The following is a 20,414-nucleotide window of genomic DNA, read 5'->3' as shown; positions in this document are numbered from 1 at the left end:
AACTTATGCGGAAAAACAACATTTTAGTTCGGTTATCGATGGTTTTTGCCAGTGTTTTACTGGTTGCCTGTAGCAGCCAGTCGGTTAAGAAAACACTGAAGCCAAGTATCTCTTCTGAAAGTATCGCGGAGTACATAAATTATCTGGCTTCAGATGAACTCGAGGGCCGAAATACGGGATCTGAAGGAATTGATAAAGCCGCTGATTTTATTCAGAATACCTTCGAAAATGCAGAAATTCCACCATTCTTTGAAACCTATCGGGACAGTTTCCAGGTCGGGGAGGTGACCGGTTTCAATATTCTCGGGGTGATCGAAGGAAGTGATCCTGCGCTGAAGAAAGAATATGTATTGGTAGGTGCCCATTACGACCATATAGGAAAGGCGAGCCCCGTAGAGGGTGACAGTATCGCCAATGGCGCTAATGACAATGCCTCCGGAACTGTGGGTGTGCTGAAACTGGCAGAAGCATTTGCTGAAAACAGGCAAAATAAGAGGACCCTGATTTTCGCACTATTTTCCGGGGAGGAATTGGGTTTGAGAGGTTCGGCCAGTCTCGCGCAACATTTGAAGGAACAGGGATTAGATTTATATACCATGGTAAACCTCGAAATGATTGGCGTTCCTATGAAAGCCAAAACCTATGAAGCTTATCTAACGGGTTACAAAGAATCTAATATGGCCCAAAAAATGAACAAATATGCAGGGATGGAACTGGTTGGTTTTCTGCCTCAGGCGGGCCAGCTGAATCTTTTCCGTAGAAGTGATAATTACCCGTTTTACCAGCAATTTCATATTCCTGCGCAAACGGTATCGACTTTCGATTTTTCCAATTATGATTTTTACCATCATGTAGATGATGAGGCGCCATTTATGAATACCGATCATATGGCCAACCTGCTGCAAGATCTGTATCCTGCGATCCTGGAAATGACGCGCACATCAGAACGGGAAATAAAAATGAACGAATAATGAAGAATATAGTGATTACCGGTACCAGCCGGGGAATCGGTTTTGAGATGGTTCGGATATTTTCTGAAATGGGACACCGGGTACTTGCCCTATCCCGAAATGAAGAGCCCATTCTTGCACAACAGCTCGAAAATGTCCATGCATTTTCTTTTGATATCACCTCTTCCGAAGCAATTTCCAGGGTCAGTAGTTTTGTGGCTGAAAACTGGGGCAGTGTGCATGTGCTCATCAATAACGCAGGTGCTTTGGTAAATAAGGCTTTTGAAGAGCTTAGTCTTGCAGACTTTCGCAAAAGTTACGAAGTGAATGTTTTTGGCGTTGCGGAAGTGACCCGTGTTCTGTTACCTTTTATGGAGGCCAATTCCCATGTGGTAAATATCAGTAGTATGGGTGGGGTACAGGGTAGTATGAAGTTTCCCGGTCTTGCCGCCTATAGTAGTAGTAAAGGAGCGCTGATCACCCTTACCGAGCTCCTTGCTGAAGAATATAAAGACGGAGGCCCTTCTTTCAACGTGCTTGCTCTTGGTGCGGTTCAAACAGAAATGCTGCAGGAAGCTTTTCCTGGCTATGAAGCTCCGGTTACCGCCACGCAAATGGGGGAATATATCGTGAATTTCAGTCTTAATGGCCACAAATTTTATAACGGGAAGATCATGCAGGTTTCCAACAGCACTCCTTAATGAGAGATATTCTTGCGAAATATTTGCCTTCTCACGCGGTGGAGCCGGTGTCTGAGCTCATTAAAATGAATTCGGTGCATCTGAAGATCGTGAACGAACGGGTGACCCGGCATGGTGATTACAGGAGGATGCCAGACGGTAGCCAGCAGATCACCGTGAATGCAAACCTTAATAAATATCGGTTTCTGATCACTACGGTGCATGAGATCGCACACCTGGTTGCTTTTGAAAAGTATGGGAGAGCGATCAAGCCACATGGAGCCGAGTGGAAATTCTGTTTTCGGAATCTGATGCTGCCCTTTATCAGGCCGGAAATCTTTCCGAATGCTTTGCTACCGCTGATCGCAAGACATTTCAAAAACCCGAGAGCCAGCAGCGATACCGATGCCCAATTATCGGTAGCATTGAAATCTTTCGATCCGGAAAATGATAAGAGTTATATCTTTGAAATTCCGATGGGAGCACTTTTCCGAATTTATAATGGTAAAACATTCAAAAGAGGTCCCAGGAAGATCAAAAGGTATGAATGCCTGGAAGTAGATACCGGAAGAATATACCTTTTTCAGCCAAATGCTGAAGTACAATTAATCAAGGCTTAACATGAGTGAGAAAAAAAATGGGAATTATTATGCAATTGTGATGGCAGGTGGCGTTGGATCGCGGTTCTGGCCTTCAAGCAAGGCGAAAAACCCGAAACAGTTCATCGATATTCTTGGTGTGGGCGAGACCTTGTTTCAAACAACCTTTAAGAGGTTAAGTCAGCTTATTCCGAAAGAAAACATTTATATTCTTACAAACAAGGCTTACGTAGGACTGATCAAAGAACAGGTGCCACAGATCATCGATGAGCAGATCGTCCCCGAGCCGGAAATGAGAAATACGGCACCCAGCATTCTGCTAGGTTCCATGAAAATATTTCTGAAGAATCCTGATGCCATTACGGTCATTGCGCCAAGTGACCACTGGATCGAAGATCAGGATGCATTTACCGAGTCCCTGAAAATGGCATTTTCTGCTGCTGAAAAAGAGGATCGTTTGATCACATTGGGATTCGAGCCTACCTATCCCAATACCGGATACGGCTACATCCAATTTGAAAAAGGAGATGCAGCGGAGGTGCGAAAAGTGCTTCAGTTTACTGAAAAACCAAACCTGAAAAAAGCGAACCAGTTCCTGAGTGAACGAAATTACTTGTGGAATGCCGGTATTTTCATTTGGAGTGCCAAGTACATTCTGGAATGTTTTAAACAGTTCGCCCCAGAAATGTACCGACTTTTTGAAAAGGGAAAAGACGTTTACAATACCAAACACGAAAAGGCATTTTTAGAACAATATTATAAGACCGCTGCCAATATTTCTATCGATTATGCGGTGATGGAAAAATCAGACGCCATTTATGTGATTCCGGTTTCTTTTAAGTGGAGTGACCTGGGCACCTGGTCTTCGGTGAAAGATCATCTGGCTAGCGATGAAGAGGGGAATACCATCATTAACAGCAGGCTGGTTGCTGAAAACGCTGAAAATAATATCATCTCCGGATATGACCGGAAAATTGTAGTTTTAAAGAATATTTCCGATCTCATTATCGTGGAAGACGAGGAGGTCCTGATGATCGTTCCCAAGGAGGACGAACAGGATATCAAATCTCTAAGGGAAGCGGTGATGAAGAAATATGGTGATGATCTGGGTTAAATATGACAAATACAACGAATACCAACGAGCCGGAAAAGAAAGAAGATAAGAAACTGGCTGATGATGCCATCCGAATTGGTTCGGAAGCGCGTAGTTTTATTAGCAGGTTACTAGACATTCGTCCGGATACCGATCGGGAATCTACCCTGGAAGCGGTTAAAAAAGATATTTCCTTTAAAGGCCATAATGCCTGGATCCTGATATTTTCCATTTTCGTGGCCTCGATCGGGCTGAATGTGGGAAGTACCGCAGTGATAATCGGTGCGATGCTTATTTCACCATTAATGGGGCCGATCGTGGGTATCGGGATGTCTGTGGGGATCAACGATGTGGAAACATTGAAGCGCTCCCTGGTCAACCTCGGGATCATGGTTGGGCTGAGTGTGCTCACTGCCACTTTATATTTTTTCATTTCACCTTTTAAAGGAGAGAACGCAGAACTGATGGGACGCACCTATCCCACGATCCTGGATGTGCTGGTGGCTTTATTTGGCGGACTTGCCCTGATCGTTGGAAAAACCAAAAAAGGCACGATTGCCAGCGTGATCCTTGGTGTAGCCATTGCTACGGCTTTGATGCCTCCTCTCTGCACCGTGGGTTACGGAATTGCCAATGCGAAATGGGATTACGCAGCCGGCGCTTTGTACCTGTTTTCGATCAACGCCGTTTTCATCGCTCTTTCAACCTTCCTGGTGGTGAAATTGCTCGGTTTTCCGCTGGTTCGATATGCGAACAGTAAGCGAAGGAGAAGGACCGCACAGATCGCTTCAGCCGTTGCCATTATCGTCATGATTCCCAGTATTATCTTATTTGTAAACCTGCTTCGGAAAACGGTTTTTGAAGCCCAGGCCGATAGTTTCGTGAACGATCACGTCATGTACGATGGTACCGAGATCATTAAATTTAACCGTGATTATGACAGTAAGGTGATTTCGGTTTATATGATCGGGGAACAAGTGCCTGAAAAGACGATCAATACCTGGCGGGATCAGTTGCTGAATATTGAACCTCTGAAAAATGCCAAACTAGTGATTCATCAGGGAATGGGCCAGGGTGAAGATATCAATGTGCTTTCCACACAGCTTAGAAGCGGAATTCTGGAAGATCTGTATGTCAAAAATCAGGAGGCGCTGGAAGATAAGGACAAACGCATCCAATTGCTCGAAAATGAACTTTCCAAATACCAGGCGAGCGGATTTTCTTTTGTAGATATCAGTAAGGAAGCCAAAGTGAATTACGAGAATATCGAACAAATTGGGTATTCCAATGAAATTTCGACCAATTTCAGCAAAATTGATACGCTGCCTACTTTTACCGTTCAGTGGAATTCAGAAGTATCCGGAAAAGACTTGCGCCAGCAACAGCAGAAATTCGGGGAATGGTTGAAGTTACGACTGAAACTGGATACGCTGGCGATCAAAAATATTCGTTAGGCTAGCCTTTCAATTGTGCGGCACGCACCTGCTGAAAAAGATCTGAGGAATATACAAATTCTGTCACCGCTTTATCGTCGGTTTTAAAGATTTCCTCTTTCGTGCCTTTCCAGGCAAGAACTCCGTCTTTTAAGAAAGCGATTCGTTCTCCAATTTCGAGTACTGAGTTCATATCGTGCGTGATCAGCACCGTGGTAATATCGTTTTCGTGCGTGATCTGCTGGATTAAATTATCAATTACCGTGGCAGTTTTTGGATCCAAACCAGAGTTGGGTTCATCGCAAAAAAGGTATTTTGGTTTATTAACGATCGCGCGTGCGATCGCCACCCGTTTCTGCATACCACCGCTAATTTCGGAAGGCATTTTTTGATTGGAACCTTCCAGGTTTACTCGTTCCAGTACTTCCTGTACGCGCTCCCTCATTTCCTTTTTCCGCTGATTGGTAAACATTCGCAGCGGAAACATCACATTTTCTTCCACGGTCATGGAATCGAACAAAGCGCCACCCTGAAACAGCATTCCGATCTCTTTCCGGAGTTCACGCTGTTCTTCATCTGAAAATGAAGAATAAGGCTTTCCGTCGTAGGCAATCGTACCTTCATCAGGTTTAAAAAGGCCCAGCATACATTTCAGAAAAACACTTTTCCCAGACCCAGACTGGCCAATGATCAGGTTGGTCTTTCCTCTCTCAAAGACATAGTCGATCCCTTTCAGCACCTGCTGACCGCCAAAAGACTTATGTAGATTCTTCACTTCAATCATATCAGCTCAACAATAATTGGGTTACGGTATAGTTCGTAATAATCAGGATCACACTGGTCCAGACAAATGAAGTCGTGGCGGCTTCACCAACTTCAAGCGCTCCACCTCTCATATAATAACCGTGATAGGCAGGCACCGTTGCCAGAATAAAGGAAAACATGAAAGTTTTGATGAAGGCGTATATTAAATGAAACGGTATGAAATCGTCCTGCAAACCACTAATAAAATCATCTGAAGTCACAAAATTTCCCAAAACTGCTGCGCAATAAGCGCCTAAAATGCCGAGGAACATCGAAATGGCGATCACAAATGGATATGTAAGCATCGCGATGATCTTGGGGAAAATAAGGTAGTTCTTACTGTTAATCCCCATCACTTCCAAGGCGTCGATCTGTTCCGTCACCCTCATGGATCCAATGCTGGAAGTGATGAATGAACCAACTTTTCCAGCCATGATGATAGAAATAAAAGTTGGGGAAAACTCGAGAATTACCGATTGTCTTGCGGCGTAAGCCACCAGCGAGGACGGTATGAGGGGATTGTTCAGGTTGAGTGCAGTTTGAATAGCGACTACTGCCCCGATAAAGAAGGAGAGAAATGCTACAATTCCCATCGATCCCATGATCAGGTCATTTATCTCTTTAAAGATCAGGCTGCGGAGAACAGATGCCTTGGTCATCCTTCCAAAAACTCCTTTGAGCATTAAAAAATATTCCCCAATCGAGTGCAGGTACGTCATCAAATCATTTTTGTGAAGCTAAAATACTAAATTTTAATCCGAAAGTATTTAACGCTTATTTAAAGTTTAGCGTTCTGAGTTTCGTATTTTTGGGAGTCTCAAAAATTATTTCAATGAAACGCTTTTATTTTCTTCTTTTTATATCATTTCTAGTAGTGCAGGCACATGCACAGGAAACTCAGGATAAACCAAAACTGGTGGTGGGAATCGTTATAGACCAGATGCGTTATGATTACCTTCAGAAATTCTGGTCAAGATTCGAAGACGGTGGTTTTAAGAGGATGATCAACGAAGGCTATAATTTCAAAAACAATCATTACAATTATGCCCCTACTTTCACCGGGCCTGGTCATACTTCTGTATGGACCGGGACAAGCCCCATGAATCACGGGATTATTGGAAATGACTGGTACAGTAAATTTGAAGATCAAATGGTTTACTGCGCGGGCGATGATCGCGTAGACCCGGTGGGAACCGAATCAGCTGCAGGGAAAATGTCTCCACACCGAATGGTTTCCACTACGCTGGCCGATCAGAACAGGCTGCACACACAGTTCCGTGGGAAAACCATAGGTGTTTCCATTAAAGATCGTGGTGCTATTTTGCCAGCCGGTCATACAGCAAACGCGGCCTACTGGTTCGTGGGAGGTGATGAAGGGAAATTTGTGACGAGCTCGTACTACATGAATGAATTACCACAGTGGGCTAAAGATTTTAATAATTCAGGTAAGAACAAGAGTTATCTGAAAACCTGGAATACGCTTTATGAAATTGATTCTTATATCATGAGCGGCCCAGATAAGAACAATTTTGAGGGAGGTTTCAAAGGAAATGAAACTGCTGAATTTCCCTATGAACTTGGAAAGATCAATAAAGACAATGGTCGTTACAGCATCATCCCGCAAACACCTTATGGCGATGATATTACCTTAGATTTTGCCGAAGCGGCTATTTTGGGAGAACAGTTGGGGCAGGATGCGGATACTGATATTCTTGCTTTAAGCTTTTCTAGTACCGATAAAGTTGGTCATAATTTCGGGGTGAATTCCAAGGAGCTGGAAGATACGTATCTTAGGCTGGATAAGAATATTTCAGACCTGCTGACATTCCTCGACCAGAATGTGGGTGAAAATAATTATACCGTTTTTCTTACTTCAGATCATGCAGGAAATCACGTTTCCGGTTACCTGGAATCAGTGAGGATCCCTACCAATAACCTCGAGTACGGAGATTTTATAGACGCGATGGAAGTTTTTCTTCAGGAAAAATATGATACGGAAGGCCTGATCAGCAATGTTTCCAATCAGCAAATATTCTTCAATTATAAAAAGCTGGAAGAAGAGGAGATCAATACGGAAGATTTTGAAAAGGTCATCTCCGCATACCTTTTACAGCAGCCAGGGATCTATAAAGTATTTACAAGAACAGAGCTTACCAGCGGTTCATTTGATTCGGGTGTGGGCTACGTGGTTCAGAATGGGTTCAACCAGAAACGCAGCGGGGATATCGCTTTTGTGAAGTATCCTGGCAGCGGCTTTGAAAAAGGCTCGATGCACGGGAGTGTTTGGAATTACGATACGCACGCGCCTTTGCTCTTCTTCGGAAAAGGAATTCCGCACGGTAGTACTTTTGAACGAACTGAAATTATCGATATCGCACCAACAATGGCTGCCCTATTGGGTATTGAATATCCGAATGCGACCAGCGGAAAACCGCTTTTCCAAATGCTGGACCTGCCTGCAGAATCAGAATAATTTCTTCCGAATATTCGCCCAGCGAAGTTTACGAATAAAACGGCCTTCTTCCGCAGAGACGAGAAAAGGTCGTTTTTTCTTTGCGGCCCTTAGGTAGCCGCCAACATAATGAAGAAAAGCGAATGGGTTCATTTTCATTGCCGCCAGTTTCGCGGAAGCGATCAGTGTAAGACTGAAACCATATCGCAAACGATAAAAAGCTTCTCCCTGGCGGTAACCGGAATGTTCGAAATAGCTCATGCCCGTAGGGCGAAGATGTTTGACCAGCAAGCGCTCGTCGGTCACCACTTTCCAGTCGTGATAACGTGCCAGCAATTCGTCAGCAGTGTCCCAACCCATTGCAGGTTTCAATTCCCCGATCTGTATAAAGCAGTGTTTGCGGTAAGCTTTCAAAGCGCCGCGAATATGGTCTTTCCCGGTGAGGTTTTCGGTTTGCCAGTGAGTTCCTTTCTGAATACTGCAAAAGCCTCCGGCCATTCCAATTTTGGGATCGCTTTGAAAATGCCTGGCAATGGTTTCCAGGTAATTGTTTGGGAAAATCAGGTCAGCATCAAATTTGCAAATAACGTCAAACTGATCGTCGAGCTCGTAATAGCCTTTGTAAAACGCATTGATCACCTTGCTGCCAGGCGCGTGTTCCGCTTCCGAATGATTCTGAACAACTTGTATAAAACCATAATTCTTAGCAAATGCCTGTGCTACTGAAAAAGTGTCATCGCTGGAATTATCGTCTACCACCACAATTTTTTCCGGAAGTTTGGTCTGGTTTAACAGGGATTCCAACGTCTCACCGATGAAATTTGCTTCGTTATGCGCGGGTATGACAATGTAGATTCTCAAAAGGATGGATCAAATTTACAGCTCAAATCTTTTCGGCGTAAACAGCGTAGTATCGCGGAGTAAAATTCCGAAGGATGGGCCGAATTCCCAGTTTTTTTACAGGGTGTGCCCATTTGATCGAATCTTTAATCTGCCAGCCGCTTTTTTCCAGAAGCCAGTTGAATTGCCAGTCTTCAAATTCATGATAATGCCGGTCCCACTTATCGCTTTTGCTTCGGTAGGCAGGCGAAAACCACAATTTCAGCGGGATCGATGTTACGAGTTTTTCAGCCTGTATTTCCTTCAGAATATTATAGGGAGCCAGTAGATGTTCAAAGATTTCAAAAGCGGTTACCACATCGTATTCACCGGTTTGTACCGCATGAAAATCATCGTCCAGATCTTCTCCGGTAGTATTCTGCACCTCATAACCTTCGGCCTTCATGATCTCGGAAAACGGATTGCTCACGCCAAGATCCAGGATTTTAGCCGGCTGCGGAATATGTTTTTGTAAAAATGCCAGCGTTTTGTTGAAGCGCTTTTCCGGATAGGTATTTTCGTACATTTAAACCTGGTATGTGATGGCGTTGATGTTCATTCCTGCACCCACACTGGCAAAAATCACTATATCTCCTTTTTCCAGGTGTTGATCGGCGATTTTTCCTTTATTGACCAGGTCAAAAAGTGTCGGGACAGTGGCCACACTGCTGTTTCCAAGTTCCTGAATGGTCATAGGCATCACGTTTTCGGGTGGCGCCATTTTGTACTGTCGGTAAAAGCGTTTGATGATCTCATCGTCCATTTTCTTGTTGGCCTGGTGGATAAAGATCTTTTTAACCTCTTCAATGTTTTTTCCGCTTTGTTCCAGGCATTCTTTCATGGCCTTGGGAACATTTACCAGCGCAAATTCATAGATCTTGCGGCCATTCATCTTGATGTATCGTACGTCTTCCGGTGCTTCGGAATGATTGGATTTGCCAAAATAGATATATTCCGCTTCCTGAAAGGAAAATGTGGCGGTCTGGTGAGAGAGGATTCCACCTTCTTCCGAAGAAGCTTCCAGAATCGTAGCTCCGGCGCCATCAGAAAAGATCATCGAATCCCTGTCATGCTTGTCAACAACCCTTGAAAGTGCTTCAGCACCAATGACCAGGCATTTTTTAGCAATCCCGGCTTTGATGAAAGCATTGGCCTGAATCATTCCTTCGATCCAGCCCGGGCAGCCGAACAGCACGTCGTATCCCACGCATTTCGGGTTCTTTATGCGCAGTTTGGACTTGACGCGAGTGGCCAGGCTCGGCACAGTGTCGCTCTGGATGCAACCGGCTTTCACATCGCCATAATTGTGCGCCACGATAATGTAATCCAGGGTTTCCTTATCAATGCCGGCATTTTTGATGGCATCCTCGGCGGCGATCACCGCAATATCGGAAGTGTTGAGCTTGTCGTTGATGTAGCGACGCTCCTCGATGCCGGTGATGGCTTTGAATTTCTGAATGGTAGCTTCATTATCACCAGGGAAAAGGCTGCCATCAGAATTTAAAAATTCATGTTGCTGAAAGTGGTCATTTTTGGTGACTACTGAAGGGATGTAACTTCCGGTTCCGGTAATTTTGCAGGACATTTTCAGAGTTTATTGTGAATCAGACAATTTAACAAATCTGGTTAGAAAATTAGTCGTTTCATAAAAAAACCTGTCCGAAGACAGGTTTTATTTTTAAGCTTCCATGTATTCTTCAATCGGCGGACAGGTACACATGAGATTTCGGTCTCCAAATGCCTCGTCAACTCTCCTGACACTCGGCCAGAATTTATTTTCATGAAGATGCGCCAGCGGATAAGCCGCTTTTTCGCGCGAATATGGCAGTTTCCATTCATCAGAAGTCAGCATATGAATCGTATGCGGAGCATTCTTCAAAACATTGTTCGGTTCATCAGCTGAAACTTCATCAATTTCCCTCCTGATGGAGATCAACGCATCACAGAAACGATCCAGTTCTGCCTTGCTCTCACTTTCCGTAGGTTCGATCATCACGGTTCCGGCCACAGGGAACGAAACGGTAGGGGCGTGGAACCCGTAATCGATCAGTCTTTTGGCGATATCGGTCACCTCAATTCCTTTTTCCTTGAACGGGCGGCAATCCACGATCATTTCGTGAGCAGCACGACCGCGTTCCCCGGAATACAGTGTTTTATAGTGATCTTTCAGTCGTTCTTTGATGTAATTAGCGTTCAAAATGGCATATTCCGTAGCCTTCTGAAGTCCGCCAGTTCCTAACATTTTGATGTACCCGTATGAGATGAGGCAAACCAGGGCCGATCCCCATGGCGCCGACGAAATCGCACCTATCGCATTTTCTCCTCCGGTTTTAATGATAGGATTTCCCGGAAGGAAAGGTTTCAATTGTTCAGCAACACAAATGGGCCCAACGCCAGGTCCACCACCTCCGTGAGGGATGGCAAATGTTTTATGCAAATTCAAATGGCAAACATCAGCACCAATTCGTCCAGGATTGGTGAGTCCCACCTGGGCATTCATATTGGCACCATCCATATAAACCTGTCCGCCATTTTCGTGGATGATATTGGTGATCTCTCGAATGGCTGATTCGAATACGCCATGAGTAGACGGGTAAGTCACCATCAATGCGGCAAGGTTGTCTTTGTGCTTGATCGCTTTTTCACGCAGGTCTTCTACGTCGATATTTCCGTTTTCGGTAGCTTTGGTGACCACTACCTCCATTCCAGCCATAACGGCGGAAGCAGGATTGGTTCCGTGAGCCGATGAAGGGATCAGGCAAACGTTCCTGTGACCTTCGCCGTTGGCCTCGTGGTACGCACGAATAACCATAAGTCCTGCATATTCTCCCTGTGCACCAGAATTTGGCTGAAGAGAGGTTGCGGAAAATCCGGTAATTTCAGTAAGATTGGCTTCCAGTTCTTTTAAAACCTCCTGGTAACCTGCTGCCTGCTCTACCGGAACAAAAGGGTGTAAATTTCCCCATTGCGGGTTGGATAGCGGAAGCATTTCCGAAGCTGCGTTCAGCTTCATGGTACAGGACCCAAGAGAGATCATGGAATGATTCAGCGAAAGATCTTTACGCTCCAGTTTTTTGATGTAGCGCATCAATTCAGTTTCTGAATGGTAAATATTGAAAACTTCGTGGGTTAAAAATTCAGTCTGGCGTTGTAGATCGGCCGGAATCCTGGAATTTTCAGAAAGTTCATCGGTTTCTTTAGCGTCTTTTTCGGCCAATTCAGCAAAAACAGAAATGATCGCATTCAGATCGTCTAAAGTGGTTGTTTCATTAATAGCGATACAGGCGCTTTCGGCATCTGGATAGAAGAAGTTGATCTCGTGACTTTCAGCAATCTCGCGAAGTTTTTTCGCATCTGCTTTCACATGAATGGTATCGAAATAAGCCGAATTTAATTGTTCAAATCCGAGTTCTTTCAGGCTTTCTTCCAGGCTCACTGCCGTATGATGAACCGTATCAGCGATATATTCTAGGCCTTTCGGACCGTGATAGACCGAATACATTCCTGCCATAACTGCCAGCAATACCTGCGCTGTGCAGATATTGGAAGTAGCCTTGTCTCTCTTAATATGCTGTTCACGGGTTTGAAGCGCCATTCTCAAAGCATTGTTCCCATCAAGATCCTTGGTTACCCCAATAATTCTACCCGGAAGGTTTCTTTTATATTCTTCCTTTGTTCCGAAGAAAGCGGCATGAGGCCCCCCATATCCCAAAGGAATTCCAAATCGTTGAGTGGTTCCAACAACTACATCCACACCCAATTCACCCGGCGCCTGCAATTTTACCAGACTTAAGATATCGGCAGCAAAAGCAGTTTTAATTCCTGCATCCTGACATTTTGAAACAAAGTTGGCATAATTAAAAACCTGACCGAATTTTCCCGGATACTGCACTAAAGCTCCGAAATAGCCTTCACTAAAGTCAAATTCTTCGTGATCACCAACTACCATTTCAATTCCGAGAAAGTTCGCGCGGGTTTCCATCAAAGAAATGGTTTGAGGAAGTACCTGCTGCGAAACGAAAAATTTATTGTAATTCTCTTTCTTTTGCTTGCGGTCACGAACAGCGAAAAGCATTCCCATCGCTTCGGCAGCCGCAGTAGATTCATCTAAAAGCGAGGCGTTGGCGATTTCCATCCCGGTAAGATCGCTTACCATCGTCTGGAAATTCAATAAAGCTTCCAGTCGGCCCTGGGCAATTTCAGCCTGGTAGGGAGTATAGGCGGTATACCATCCCGGGTTTTCCAGAATATTTCGCTGGATCACAGCCGGCAAAATTGCCTGATGATATCCCAAACCTATATAGGTCTTGAAGATCTTGTTTTTTTCAGACAGTTTTTTGATGTGTTCCGCGTATTGATTTTCGCTCATGGCCTTTGGAAGATCCAGCGGCTTTTCCAGGCGAATATCATCTGGAATGGTTTCGTAAATAAGTTGATCTACCGATTCAACGCCAATAGTATCAAGCATTTCCTGAAGGTTTTCTTCCTTAGGGCCGATGTGGCGAAGAGCAAAAGAATCTGTTCTCATTAAACTTTAAAGTTGTGTGTTTTTTAACGCTGCGAAAGTACATAATTTCAGGCTAATAATTTGCATATTCCAATTGCACAGTTGTTAAGATTTAAGCGGTTCCAAATTCAGCCTGAAATTAATAAGTATCTTAGCTCTTATGAACTGGTTCCAAAAGGTTTTCAATCTCTACATCAGTAGCAGCATTCATGTTTCCCTGGCGATTTTATCCTTCAGTATTCTCACGTATTTTGAACATGGACTTTCTTTGGATAGGAATTTCCTGCTTTTTGTCTTTTTCGCCGGAATTACCGGTTACAATTTTGTGAAATATTCCGGTATTGCGCAACTGCATCATTTGAGCCTGACGCCAAACCTGAGACTCATCCAGATTTTCTCTTTCTTCTGTTTTATTGCGATGTGTTATTTTGCCTGGCATCTCGCCTGGAGAACCTGGGTTGCCGGTGGGATTTTAGGACTGCTTACGGCTTTATATGCTGTGCCCGTTTCAGGTAAAAACCTTCGGAATTTATCCGGAATGAAAATTTTTATCATTGCGATTGTCTGGGCCGGGAGTACCGTGATTCTGCCATTGATCGAAGCCGATAAATTACTGGATATGGAAATTCTGGTAGATTTCGTTCAGCGGTTCATGCTGGTGCTGGCCTTAACTCTTCCGTTTGAAATCCGCGACCTGAAGTTCGACGATGAAGAGCTGGGAACGATTCCGCAACAGCTCGGGCTTTGGGAGACCAAAATTTTCGGGACCATCCTTTTCCTATTGATCTTTTTGATCGAACTTTTTCAAAAGGACTTCAGTTCTGATTATTTTATCGCGACGAGTTTTGTGTGTTTATTAGGGGCTTTTTTTCTATGGAATTCCAGGCTGGACCAGCATAAATATTATGCATCTTTCTGGGTGGAAGCAGCGCCCATTGCCTATTTAGGCTTTTATTGGTTTCTCAGGGATTTTCTTTAGCGTATTCCTTCTGAATGGCATCTTTCCACTGTTTTTTCTGAGCCTCGGTACAGCGTTCAATCCTTGAGTTCTCCATCAGCTTTGTTAACTTCTTATTCTTGGAAGTGTATTTCCGGCAGGCCTTACAATAAGCCAGATGCAGCATGAGCCTGCATTTATCGAAAAAATTGGCGTTTCGGTACTGGGCTTTATCGCAGCAATTATTCGCTTCAGCGCAGTCTATATGAAACAGCTTTTGTAAAAACCCCATAATTAAAACCAGTTTTTTTCCAGGCAGGCAGCCAGTGCGGTCCTGGCCCTGTGAATGATAACCCACAGGTTAGACGGAGTGATATTGAACTCATTACAGATCACTTCAGTCTCAGCGCCATCAATAGTTTTGCGTTTAAAAATTGCAGCGTGTTTTTCGTTGATCGAATCCAGGCAGTCCAAAATGGCCATTCCCAACTCGTTGTTTTCCATTTCGTCTTCGGCCGTGCGATCGCTAAGATCTGCTACCTGTTCTTCCAGCCATTCGCCCTGGTTTTCCTCGTCTGAATAGTCGATATGTACCTCGGCTTTGCCTTTATTAGAATTGATTTTTCGGTAGTAATCTATGATTTTTCTCTTTAAAATCGAAATCAGCCAGGTTCTTTCGCTGGCTTCACCTTTGAAATATTTGGCTGATTTCAATGCCGATAAAAAGGTTTCAGAAATGATGTCATTGGCCACCTCACGATTGTTCACCCGAACGATCGTATAGTTAAAAAGATAATCTGAATAGCGATCTACCCACTTATCCGGATTTAAAGTATGTGTTGCCATAGACTTTCGGTGCCTAAACCTCAAAAATAGCAAAACTCCCACTAGGGAAAGTTATAGAAAAGATAAGATTTGGCGATCGATTCCCTTTCTGCTCTTATTTGGCGAGTAATCCGGCTCTTCGCAGGAGCGCTTCGGGATTCGGTTCCTTTCCGCGGAATCTTTTATACAATTCCATAGGATGTTCCGTGCCTCCGCGTGAGAGAATGTTATCACGAAATTTATCAGCGATATTTTTACTGAAAATGCCATTTTCGGTAAAATATTCAAAAGCATCGGCATCCAGGACTTCCGCCCATTTATAGGAATAATATCCTGCGGAATAACCGCCCTGGAAAATATGGGAAAAAGCGGTGCTCATGCAATTGCTTTCCACATCAGGGAACAGTTTGGTTGGTTCAAAAACCTCTTTTTCGTGAGCTTTTACATTATTGACGTTTGTAGGGTCAATCCCGTGCCAGCTAAGGTCCAGCATCCCAAAGCTCAATTGTCTAACGGTAGCCATTCCCTCCAGGAAATTGGCAGATTCCTTGATCTTGTCTATATATTCCTGTGGAATGGTTTCTCCGGTTTTATAATGTCTGGCAAAAAGCTGAAGCGCTTCTTTCTCGTAACACCAGTTTTCCAGGACCTGGCTAGGCAATTCTACAAAATCCCAGTACACATTTGGTCCTGATAAACTGGGGTAAGTCGTGTTGGCAAGCATCCCGTGAAGCGCATGTCCAAATTCATGGAAAAGTGTGGTCACTTCATTAAAGGTTAGGAGAGAGGGTTCTTTTTCTGAAGGTTTGGTGAAATTGCAAACAATAGAAACATGTGGGCGCTCATTTTGGCCATTTTTGATATACTGATTTTTATAGATCGTCATCCATGCACCGTCGCGTTTCCCAGAACGAGGATGAAAATCGGCATAAAACAATGCGATATCTTCCCCGTTTTCATTGGTTACTTCATAGGTTTTTACATCTTCATGATATTTGTCTACCGTGTCGATTTCCTGGAATTTAAGACTGTAAAGTTTGTTGGCAACAGTGAACACTCCGTTTATGACATTTTCAAGCTTGAAATAAGGCTTTAGTTTTTCGTCATCCAGATTGAATAATTTCTGCTTCAGTTTTTCGCTGTAATAAGCCGAATCCCATTTTTGCAGCTGGTCAATACCTTCAAGATCCTTGGCGAAATTTTCCAGTTCCCTGAATTCTCTTTCTGCAGCCGGTTTTGCTTTTTCCAGTAACTCATTCAGGAAGGAATTGACTTTTTCAGGAGTTTCTGCCATACGCTCCTGCAACACAAAATCAGCATGTGTTTTAAAACCCAAAAGTTGTGCCCTCTGGTAACGTAATTTGGCAATCTGTAGCACATTTTCCTGGTTGTCCAGTTCGTCATTATGAAAAGCTCGAGAACCAAAGGCTAATGCCAGCTCTTTCCGTAAATCCCTGTTTTTGGCATATTTCATAAAAGGAATGTAACTCGGGTAGTCGAGTGTGATCACCCAGCCATCTTTTCCTTTAGATTTTGCCACGCTGGCCGCTTCGTCTTTGAACCACTCCGGAAGACCTTCCAATTTTGATTCTTCGGTGATCGGTAATTCATAGCGGTTGGTTTCTGCGAGCACATTTTCGCCAAATTTCAGTTTTAGGCTTGCCAGCTTCTTATCTATTTCCCGAAGTTCCTCCTGCTTTTCTTTGGGTAAGTTTGCGCCATTTCGGGTAAAGGCCTTGTATTTTTTGTCGAGTAGCATCAGCTGTTCGGTATTCAGGCCTAGATCGTCTTTTTGCTGATAGACAGTTTTAATCTTTTCAAAAAGGGCTTTATTCAGAATGATATCGTTTTTGAATTCCGAAAGCACCGGTGATATTTCCTGTGCGACCTGTTGAATCTCCTTATTGGTTTCCGCAGAATTAATATTGAAAAAGATGCTGGTGATACGATCCAGTTTTTCTCCTGAAAATTCCAGGGCTTCCACGGTATTTTTAAAAGTAGGTTCCGCCGAATTAGTTACAATGTCATCAATCTCCTGCCTGGCCAGCTCCACTGCTTCCAAAATAGCCGGTTTGTAATCTTCGGTTTTGATTTTAGAGAAAGGGGCGTATTCAAAATCCTGTAATAAAATGTTGGAATTACTCATGTTTTAAGATGGTTTAATAACGTTTTAGGTTTTTTTTATAACGTTATAAGAAAGGTTTAAACTAAATTTAACTAACTTAGCCGCTTTAATTAAATTCAGGTAACCTTCAGGTTATTTAAAATACAGTAGTTTCAAAAGTTCTGGTTTACTATTTAGAATGGTTAATAAATAATTTACAGATTCAAAAACTACTTCGAAAGAGACCGTGACGACGGTCTCTTTTATTTTTTAAGAGATTTTGCGCCTTCGATCACTTTATCCTTTAGGCCTTCTTTATACTCAACGATCTTTTCGAGCAGATTCTTATCTGAAGCGCCAAGGATCTGAGCGGCCAAAATGCCGGCATTTTTTGCTCCATCCAGAGCAACGGTGGCAACGGGAACACCGCCCGGCATTTGTAAAATTGACAGTACCGAATCCCAGCCATCAATAGAATTTCTGGATTTTACAGGTACGCCAATGACGGGAAGCGGAGACATGGAAGCAACCATCCCTGGAAGATGCGCGGCACCACCGGCACCGGCTATGATCGCTTGGATACCGTTTTTATGGGCATTTTTGCTGAATTCAAAAAGCTTTTCCGGAGTGCGATGAGCCGAAACGATATCGGTTTCTACCTCAATACCGAAGCTTTCTAAAATCTCGATCGCGTCTTTCATTACCGGCATATCGCTGGTGCTTCCCATGATGACTGCAACTTTTCCCATAATTTATCTTTTGCTGATTACTTTAATGCTGTTCTTTACTTTTTCGGCAGTTTTGCGAGCTTCGCTGATATCTTCGTTCACAATCGTGACATGACCCATTTTTCTGAAAGGCCTGGTGATCTTTTTTCCGTAGATATGAGGAGTGACGCCGTCCAATTTCATGATCTCGGCAATATTTTCGTAAACCACTTCTCCTTCATGCTCTTTGTCGCCAACCAAATTTACCATAATTCCACCGACTTTACTATTGGTGTTACCCAGTGGCAGATCGAGTATAGCGCGGATATGCTGTTCAAACTGATTGGTGTACGAAGCCTCGATGCTGTAATGCCCACTATTATGTGGTCTCGGTGCGACTTCATTTACCAGGATCTCGTCATCTTTCGTCTGGAACATTTCTACGGCTAAAAGGCCAACATGATCAAATGCTTCGGAAACCTTCTCTGCTGTTTTTCTGGCTTTTTCAGCAACCGAATCATCGATCCTTGCCGGGCAAATTACATATTCGACCTGGTTGGCGGTAGGATGAAATTCCATTTCCACAACTGGATAGGTTTTAATTTCTCCGGAAGGATTTCTGGCTACGATCACAGCCAGCTCATTTTTAAACGGCACCAGTTTTTCAGCGATACATTCACCATCAGGCAGCTCATCCAGGGCATCTGTAATTTTGATCACCGAAACGCCTTTCCCGTCGTAACCGCCGGTAGCGCTTTTCCATACAAATGGAATGGAAACTTTACCTGAACTAACCGCATTTTTCAAATCTGTGATGGAATCCAAAACTTCAAAATCGGCTGTTGGAATTTCTTTCGATAAATAGAATTTCTTCTGTGTAGCCTTATTCTGAATCTTCTCCAGGGTTGCAGCCGAAGGATAGGTTTTTATTCCTTCAGATTCCAGTTGTTTCAAAGCATCTACGTTCACGCCTTCAATTTCAAAGGTGACCACATCTGCCTGCCTTCCAAAATTTAGCACAGTGTCATAATCCCTCAGGTCTCCCTGCTGAAAATGATTACAGGAAATTTTACAGGGTGCTTCGCTACTGGGATCCAGAACAAGCGTTTGTATATCGTATTTTCGGGTTTCGTAAAGCATCATTTTACCCAGCTGTCCGCCGCCGAGAATGCCTAACTTGAAATCTGAAGAAAAGTAATTGACCATAAAATCAAGGCTTTCCGCAAAAATAATTTAAACTAGTTTGACGGCAATGTAGAATCGGGAATAAATCAAGATGGGCGGCTGAATGCAATTCCTTATCTTTGCGTCTTTAAATTTCATCCGCTTTGGTAAAATTACATGATCTTGAATTCGAGCCGTTTATTTCAGAAGAAGAAATAGAAAACGCGATCGATGGTCTGGCGAAACAGCTGAACGAGGAATTTGGGAATCAGAATCCGGTTTTTATAGGGGTTTTAAACGGAGCTTTCATGTTTGCTTCAGAAATTATCAAACGTTTTAATGGTGATTGTGAGATCAGTTTTGTTAAAATGGCTTCCTATAAAGGAACCGAAAGTACTGGCGATATTAAGAATCTGGTCGGGTTAAACCAGGATATCGAAGGCAGGACGGTGATCCTTCTTGAAGATATCGTTGATACCGGAAATACTTTAGAGGAGATAGATAAAATGTTACTTTCAGCTAAAGTAAAAAGATATGAAGTGGCAACGCTTTTCTTTAAACCGCAAGCTTACAAAAAGTCTATAGCCGTGAATTATCGCGGGATGGATATCGAAAATAAATTCATAGTGGGTTATGGCCTGGACTACGATGGTCTTGGTAGAAACCTGCGACAGGTATATAAACGCAAAGAGCAAAAAATGACAAATCTTGTATTGTTTGGCCCTCCGGGAGCAGGCAAAGGAACACAGGCAGATATTTTAAAGGAAAAGTATAATCTGGTACATATTTCAACCGGGGATATTTTCAGGTACAATATTAAAAACCAGACCGAACTTGGGATCAGTGCCAAGTCTTTTATTGATAAAGGCCAGCTGGTGCCAGATGAGGTGACCATTAATATGCTGAATGCTGAAGTGGAAAAAAATGAAGGCTGTAACGGATTCATTTTTGATGGTTTCCCAAGAACTGAAGCCCAGGCGGAAGCTTTGCAGGTGTACCTGAATTCAAAAAGTACGGAAGTTCATGCCATGATCGCTTTGGAAGTTGATGATGAGATCCTGGTACAGCGTTTACTGGAACGCGGGAAAACTTCAGGTCGCGTAGATGATGCTGATGAGGCCGTTATCAGAAACCGGATTAAGGTGTATTATGCGGAAACTGCCATTCTGAAAAATTTCTATAAGAAACAGGATAAGTTTTACGGAGTTGATGGTGTTGGAACTATACAGGAAATTACAGATCGTTTGAGCGCTGTGATTGATGAATTAATGGAAAAATAA

At 43.4% G+C, this 20,414-nt stretch carries 19 protein-coding genes; 8 read left to right on the top strand and 11 right to left on the bottom strand.

Features of this window, described 5'->3' with window-relative positions; all coding sequences use genetic code 11:
• Window positions 1–5 precede the first annotated feature (5 nt).
• Genes GRFL_RS04105 through GRFL_RS04085 form a run of 5 tightly spaced genes read left to right on the top strand, consistent with a single transcriptional unit; the run spans window position 6 to window position 4,776 of the window.
• Complete coding sequence (locus GRFL_RS04105; protein WP_083643426.1) at window positions 6–971, top strand: M28 family metallopeptidase; 966 nt, start codon at window positions 6–8, stop codon at window positions 969–971.
• Window positions 971–1,651 carry an SDR family NAD(P)-dependent oxidoreductase gene (locus GRFL_RS04100; protein ID WP_083643425.1) on the top strand — a complete coding sequence of 227 codons (681 nt, stop codon included), beginning with the start codon at window positions 971–973 and terminating at the stop codon, window positions 1,649–1,651. The genes GRFL_RS04105 and GRFL_RS04100 overlap by 1 nt, the downstream gene beginning before the upstream one ends.
• Window positions 1,651–2,250: a SprT-like domain-containing protein gene (locus tag GRFL_RS04095; protein ID WP_083643424.1), complete on the top strand. Its 600-nt coding sequence runs from the start codon at window positions 1,651–1,653 to the stop codon at window positions 2,248–2,250. Before GRFL_RS04100 ends, GRFL_RS04095 begins: the two co-directional genes overlap by 1 nt.
• A gap of 1 nt (window position 2,251) precedes the next feature.
• Window positions 2,252–3,343 carry a mannose-1-phosphate guanylyltransferase gene (locus tag GRFL_RS04090; RefSeq protein ID WP_083643423.1) on the top strand — a complete coding sequence of 364 codons (1,092 nt, stop codon included), beginning with the start codon at window positions 2,252–2,254 and terminating at the stop codon, window positions 3,341–3,343.
• 2 nt (window positions 3,344–3,345) lie between these two features.
• The gene (locus GRFL_RS04085) at window positions 3,346–4,776 is read left to right on the top strand and encodes a DUF389 domain-containing protein (protein ID WP_083643422.1); all 1,431 of its coding nucleotides are present in this window, start codon (window positions 3,346–3,348) and stop codon (window positions 4,774–4,776) included.
• A 1-nt stretch (window position 4,777) separates the two neighbouring features.
• On the opposite strand, the gene GRFL_RS04080 is transcribed toward GRFL_RS04085, so the two are convergent.
• Together GRFL_RS04080 and GRFL_RS04075 are read right to left on the bottom strand one after the other, a co-directional pair.
• Window positions 4,778–5,539, bottom strand: coding sequence for an ABC transporter ATP-binding protein (locus GRFL_RS04080; protein WP_083643421.1), 762 nt, complete (start codon window positions 5,537–5,539; stop codon window positions 4,778–4,780).
• Window position 5,540: 1 nt separating this feature from the next.
• Window positions 5,541–6,278 carry an MlaE family ABC transporter permease gene (locus tag GRFL_RS04075; protein WP_083643420.1) on the bottom strand — a complete coding sequence of 246 codons (738 nt, stop codon included), beginning with the start codon at window positions 6,276–6,278 and terminating at the stop codon, window positions 5,541–5,543.
• A gap of 113 nt (window positions 6,279–6,391) precedes the next feature.
• On the opposite strand from GRFL_RS04075, the gene pafA reads away from it, so the two are divergent.
• On the top strand, window positions 6,392–8,032 hold the full coding sequence (gene pafA, locus GRFL_RS04070; RefSeq protein WP_083643419.1) for an alkaline phosphatase PafA: 1,641 nt from the start codon (window positions 6,392–6,394) through the stop codon (window positions 8,030–8,032).
• Here pafA and GRFL_RS04065 read toward each other — a convergent pair.
• The 4 genes from GRFL_RS04065 to gcvP form a co-directional block, all read right to left on the bottom strand.
• Window positions 8,024–8,872 (bottom strand): glycosyltransferase family 2 protein, encoded by an 849-nt coding sequence (locus GRFL_RS04065; protein ID WP_083643418.1) that lies wholly within the window; start codon window positions 8,870–8,872, stop codon window positions 8,024–8,026. The genes pafA and GRFL_RS04065 overlap by 9 nt on opposite strands.
• 22 nt (window positions 8,873–8,894) lie before the next feature.
• On the bottom strand, window positions 8,895–9,416 hold the full coding sequence (locus tag GRFL_RS04060) for a class I SAM-dependent methyltransferase (RefSeq protein WP_083643417.1): 522 nt from the start codon (window positions 9,414–9,416) through the stop codon (window positions 8,895–8,897).
• Complete coding sequence (locus tag GRFL_RS04055) at window positions 9,417–10,475, bottom strand: 3-oxoacyl-ACP synthase III family protein (protein ID WP_083643416.1); 1,059 nt, start codon at window positions 10,473–10,475, stop codon at window positions 9,417–9,419.
• Between the two features lie 93 nt (window positions 10,476–10,568).
• On the bottom strand, window positions 10,569–13,418 hold the full coding sequence (gene gcvP / locus GRFL_RS04050; RefSeq protein ID WP_083643415.1) for an aminomethyl-transferring glycine dehydrogenase: 2,850 nt from the start codon (window positions 13,416–13,418) through the stop codon (window positions 10,569–10,571).
• Between the two features lie 139 nt (window positions 13,419–13,557).
• Between gcvP and GRFL_RS04045 the strand changes: the two genes are divergently transcribed.
• Window positions 13,558–14,376 (top strand): UbiA prenyltransferase family protein, encoded by an 819-nt coding sequence (locus GRFL_RS04045; protein ID WP_083643414.1) that lies wholly within the window; start codon window positions 13,558–13,560, stop codon window positions 14,374–14,376.
• Here the strand turns inward: GRFL_RS04045 and GRFL_RS04040 are convergent.
• From GRFL_RS04040 to GRFL_RS04020, 5 genes are all read right to left on the bottom strand, one after another.
• Entirely contained in the window at window positions 14,360–14,626 is a 267-nt protein-coding gene (locus tag GRFL_RS04040; protein WP_083643413.1) for a hypothetical protein, read from the bottom strand. The genes GRFL_RS04045 and GRFL_RS04040 overlap by 17 nt on opposite strands.
• Window positions 14,627–14,628: 2 nt before the next feature.
• Complete coding sequence (locus GRFL_RS04035; RefSeq protein ID WP_083643412.1) at window positions 14,629–15,180, bottom strand: sigma-70 family RNA polymerase sigma factor; 552 nt, start codon at window positions 15,178–15,180, stop codon at window positions 14,629–14,631.
• A 94-nt stretch (window positions 15,181–15,274) separates the two neighbouring features.
• A complete protein-coding gene (locus GRFL_RS04030) occupies window positions 15,275–17,305 on the bottom strand; it encodes a M3 family metallopeptidase (RefSeq protein ID WP_083643411.1) in 2,031 nt (676 codons plus the stop codon).
• A gap of 221 nt (window positions 17,306–17,526) precedes the next feature.
• Window positions 17,527–18,012, bottom strand: a complete 486-nt coding sequence (gene purE / locus GRFL_RS04025) for a 5-(carboxyamino)imidazole ribonucleotide mutase (RefSeq protein WP_083643410.1) — start codon at window positions 18,010–18,012, stop codon at window positions 17,527–17,529.
• Window positions 18,013–18,015: 3 nt separating this feature from the next.
• Entirely contained in the window at window positions 18,016–19,176 is a 1,161-nt protein-coding gene (locus GRFL_RS04020; RefSeq protein WP_083643409.1) for a 5-(carboxyamino)imidazole ribonucleotide synthase, read from the bottom strand.
• Between the two features lie 122 nt (window positions 19,177–19,298).
• Between GRFL_RS04020 and GRFL_RS04015 the strand changes: the two genes are divergently transcribed.
• Window positions 19,299–20,414, top strand: a complete 1,116-nt coding sequence (locus GRFL_RS04015) for an adenylate kinase (RefSeq protein ID WP_083643408.1) — start codon at window positions 19,299–19,301, stop codon at window positions 20,412–20,414.

The organism is Christiangramia flava JLT2011 (assembly GCF_001951155.1).
GTDB lineage: Bacteria > Bacteroidota > Bacteroidia > Flavobacteriales > Flavobacteriaceae > Christiangramia > Christiangramia flava.
This window is presented reverse-complemented; position numbering and strand designations above follow the sequence as displayed.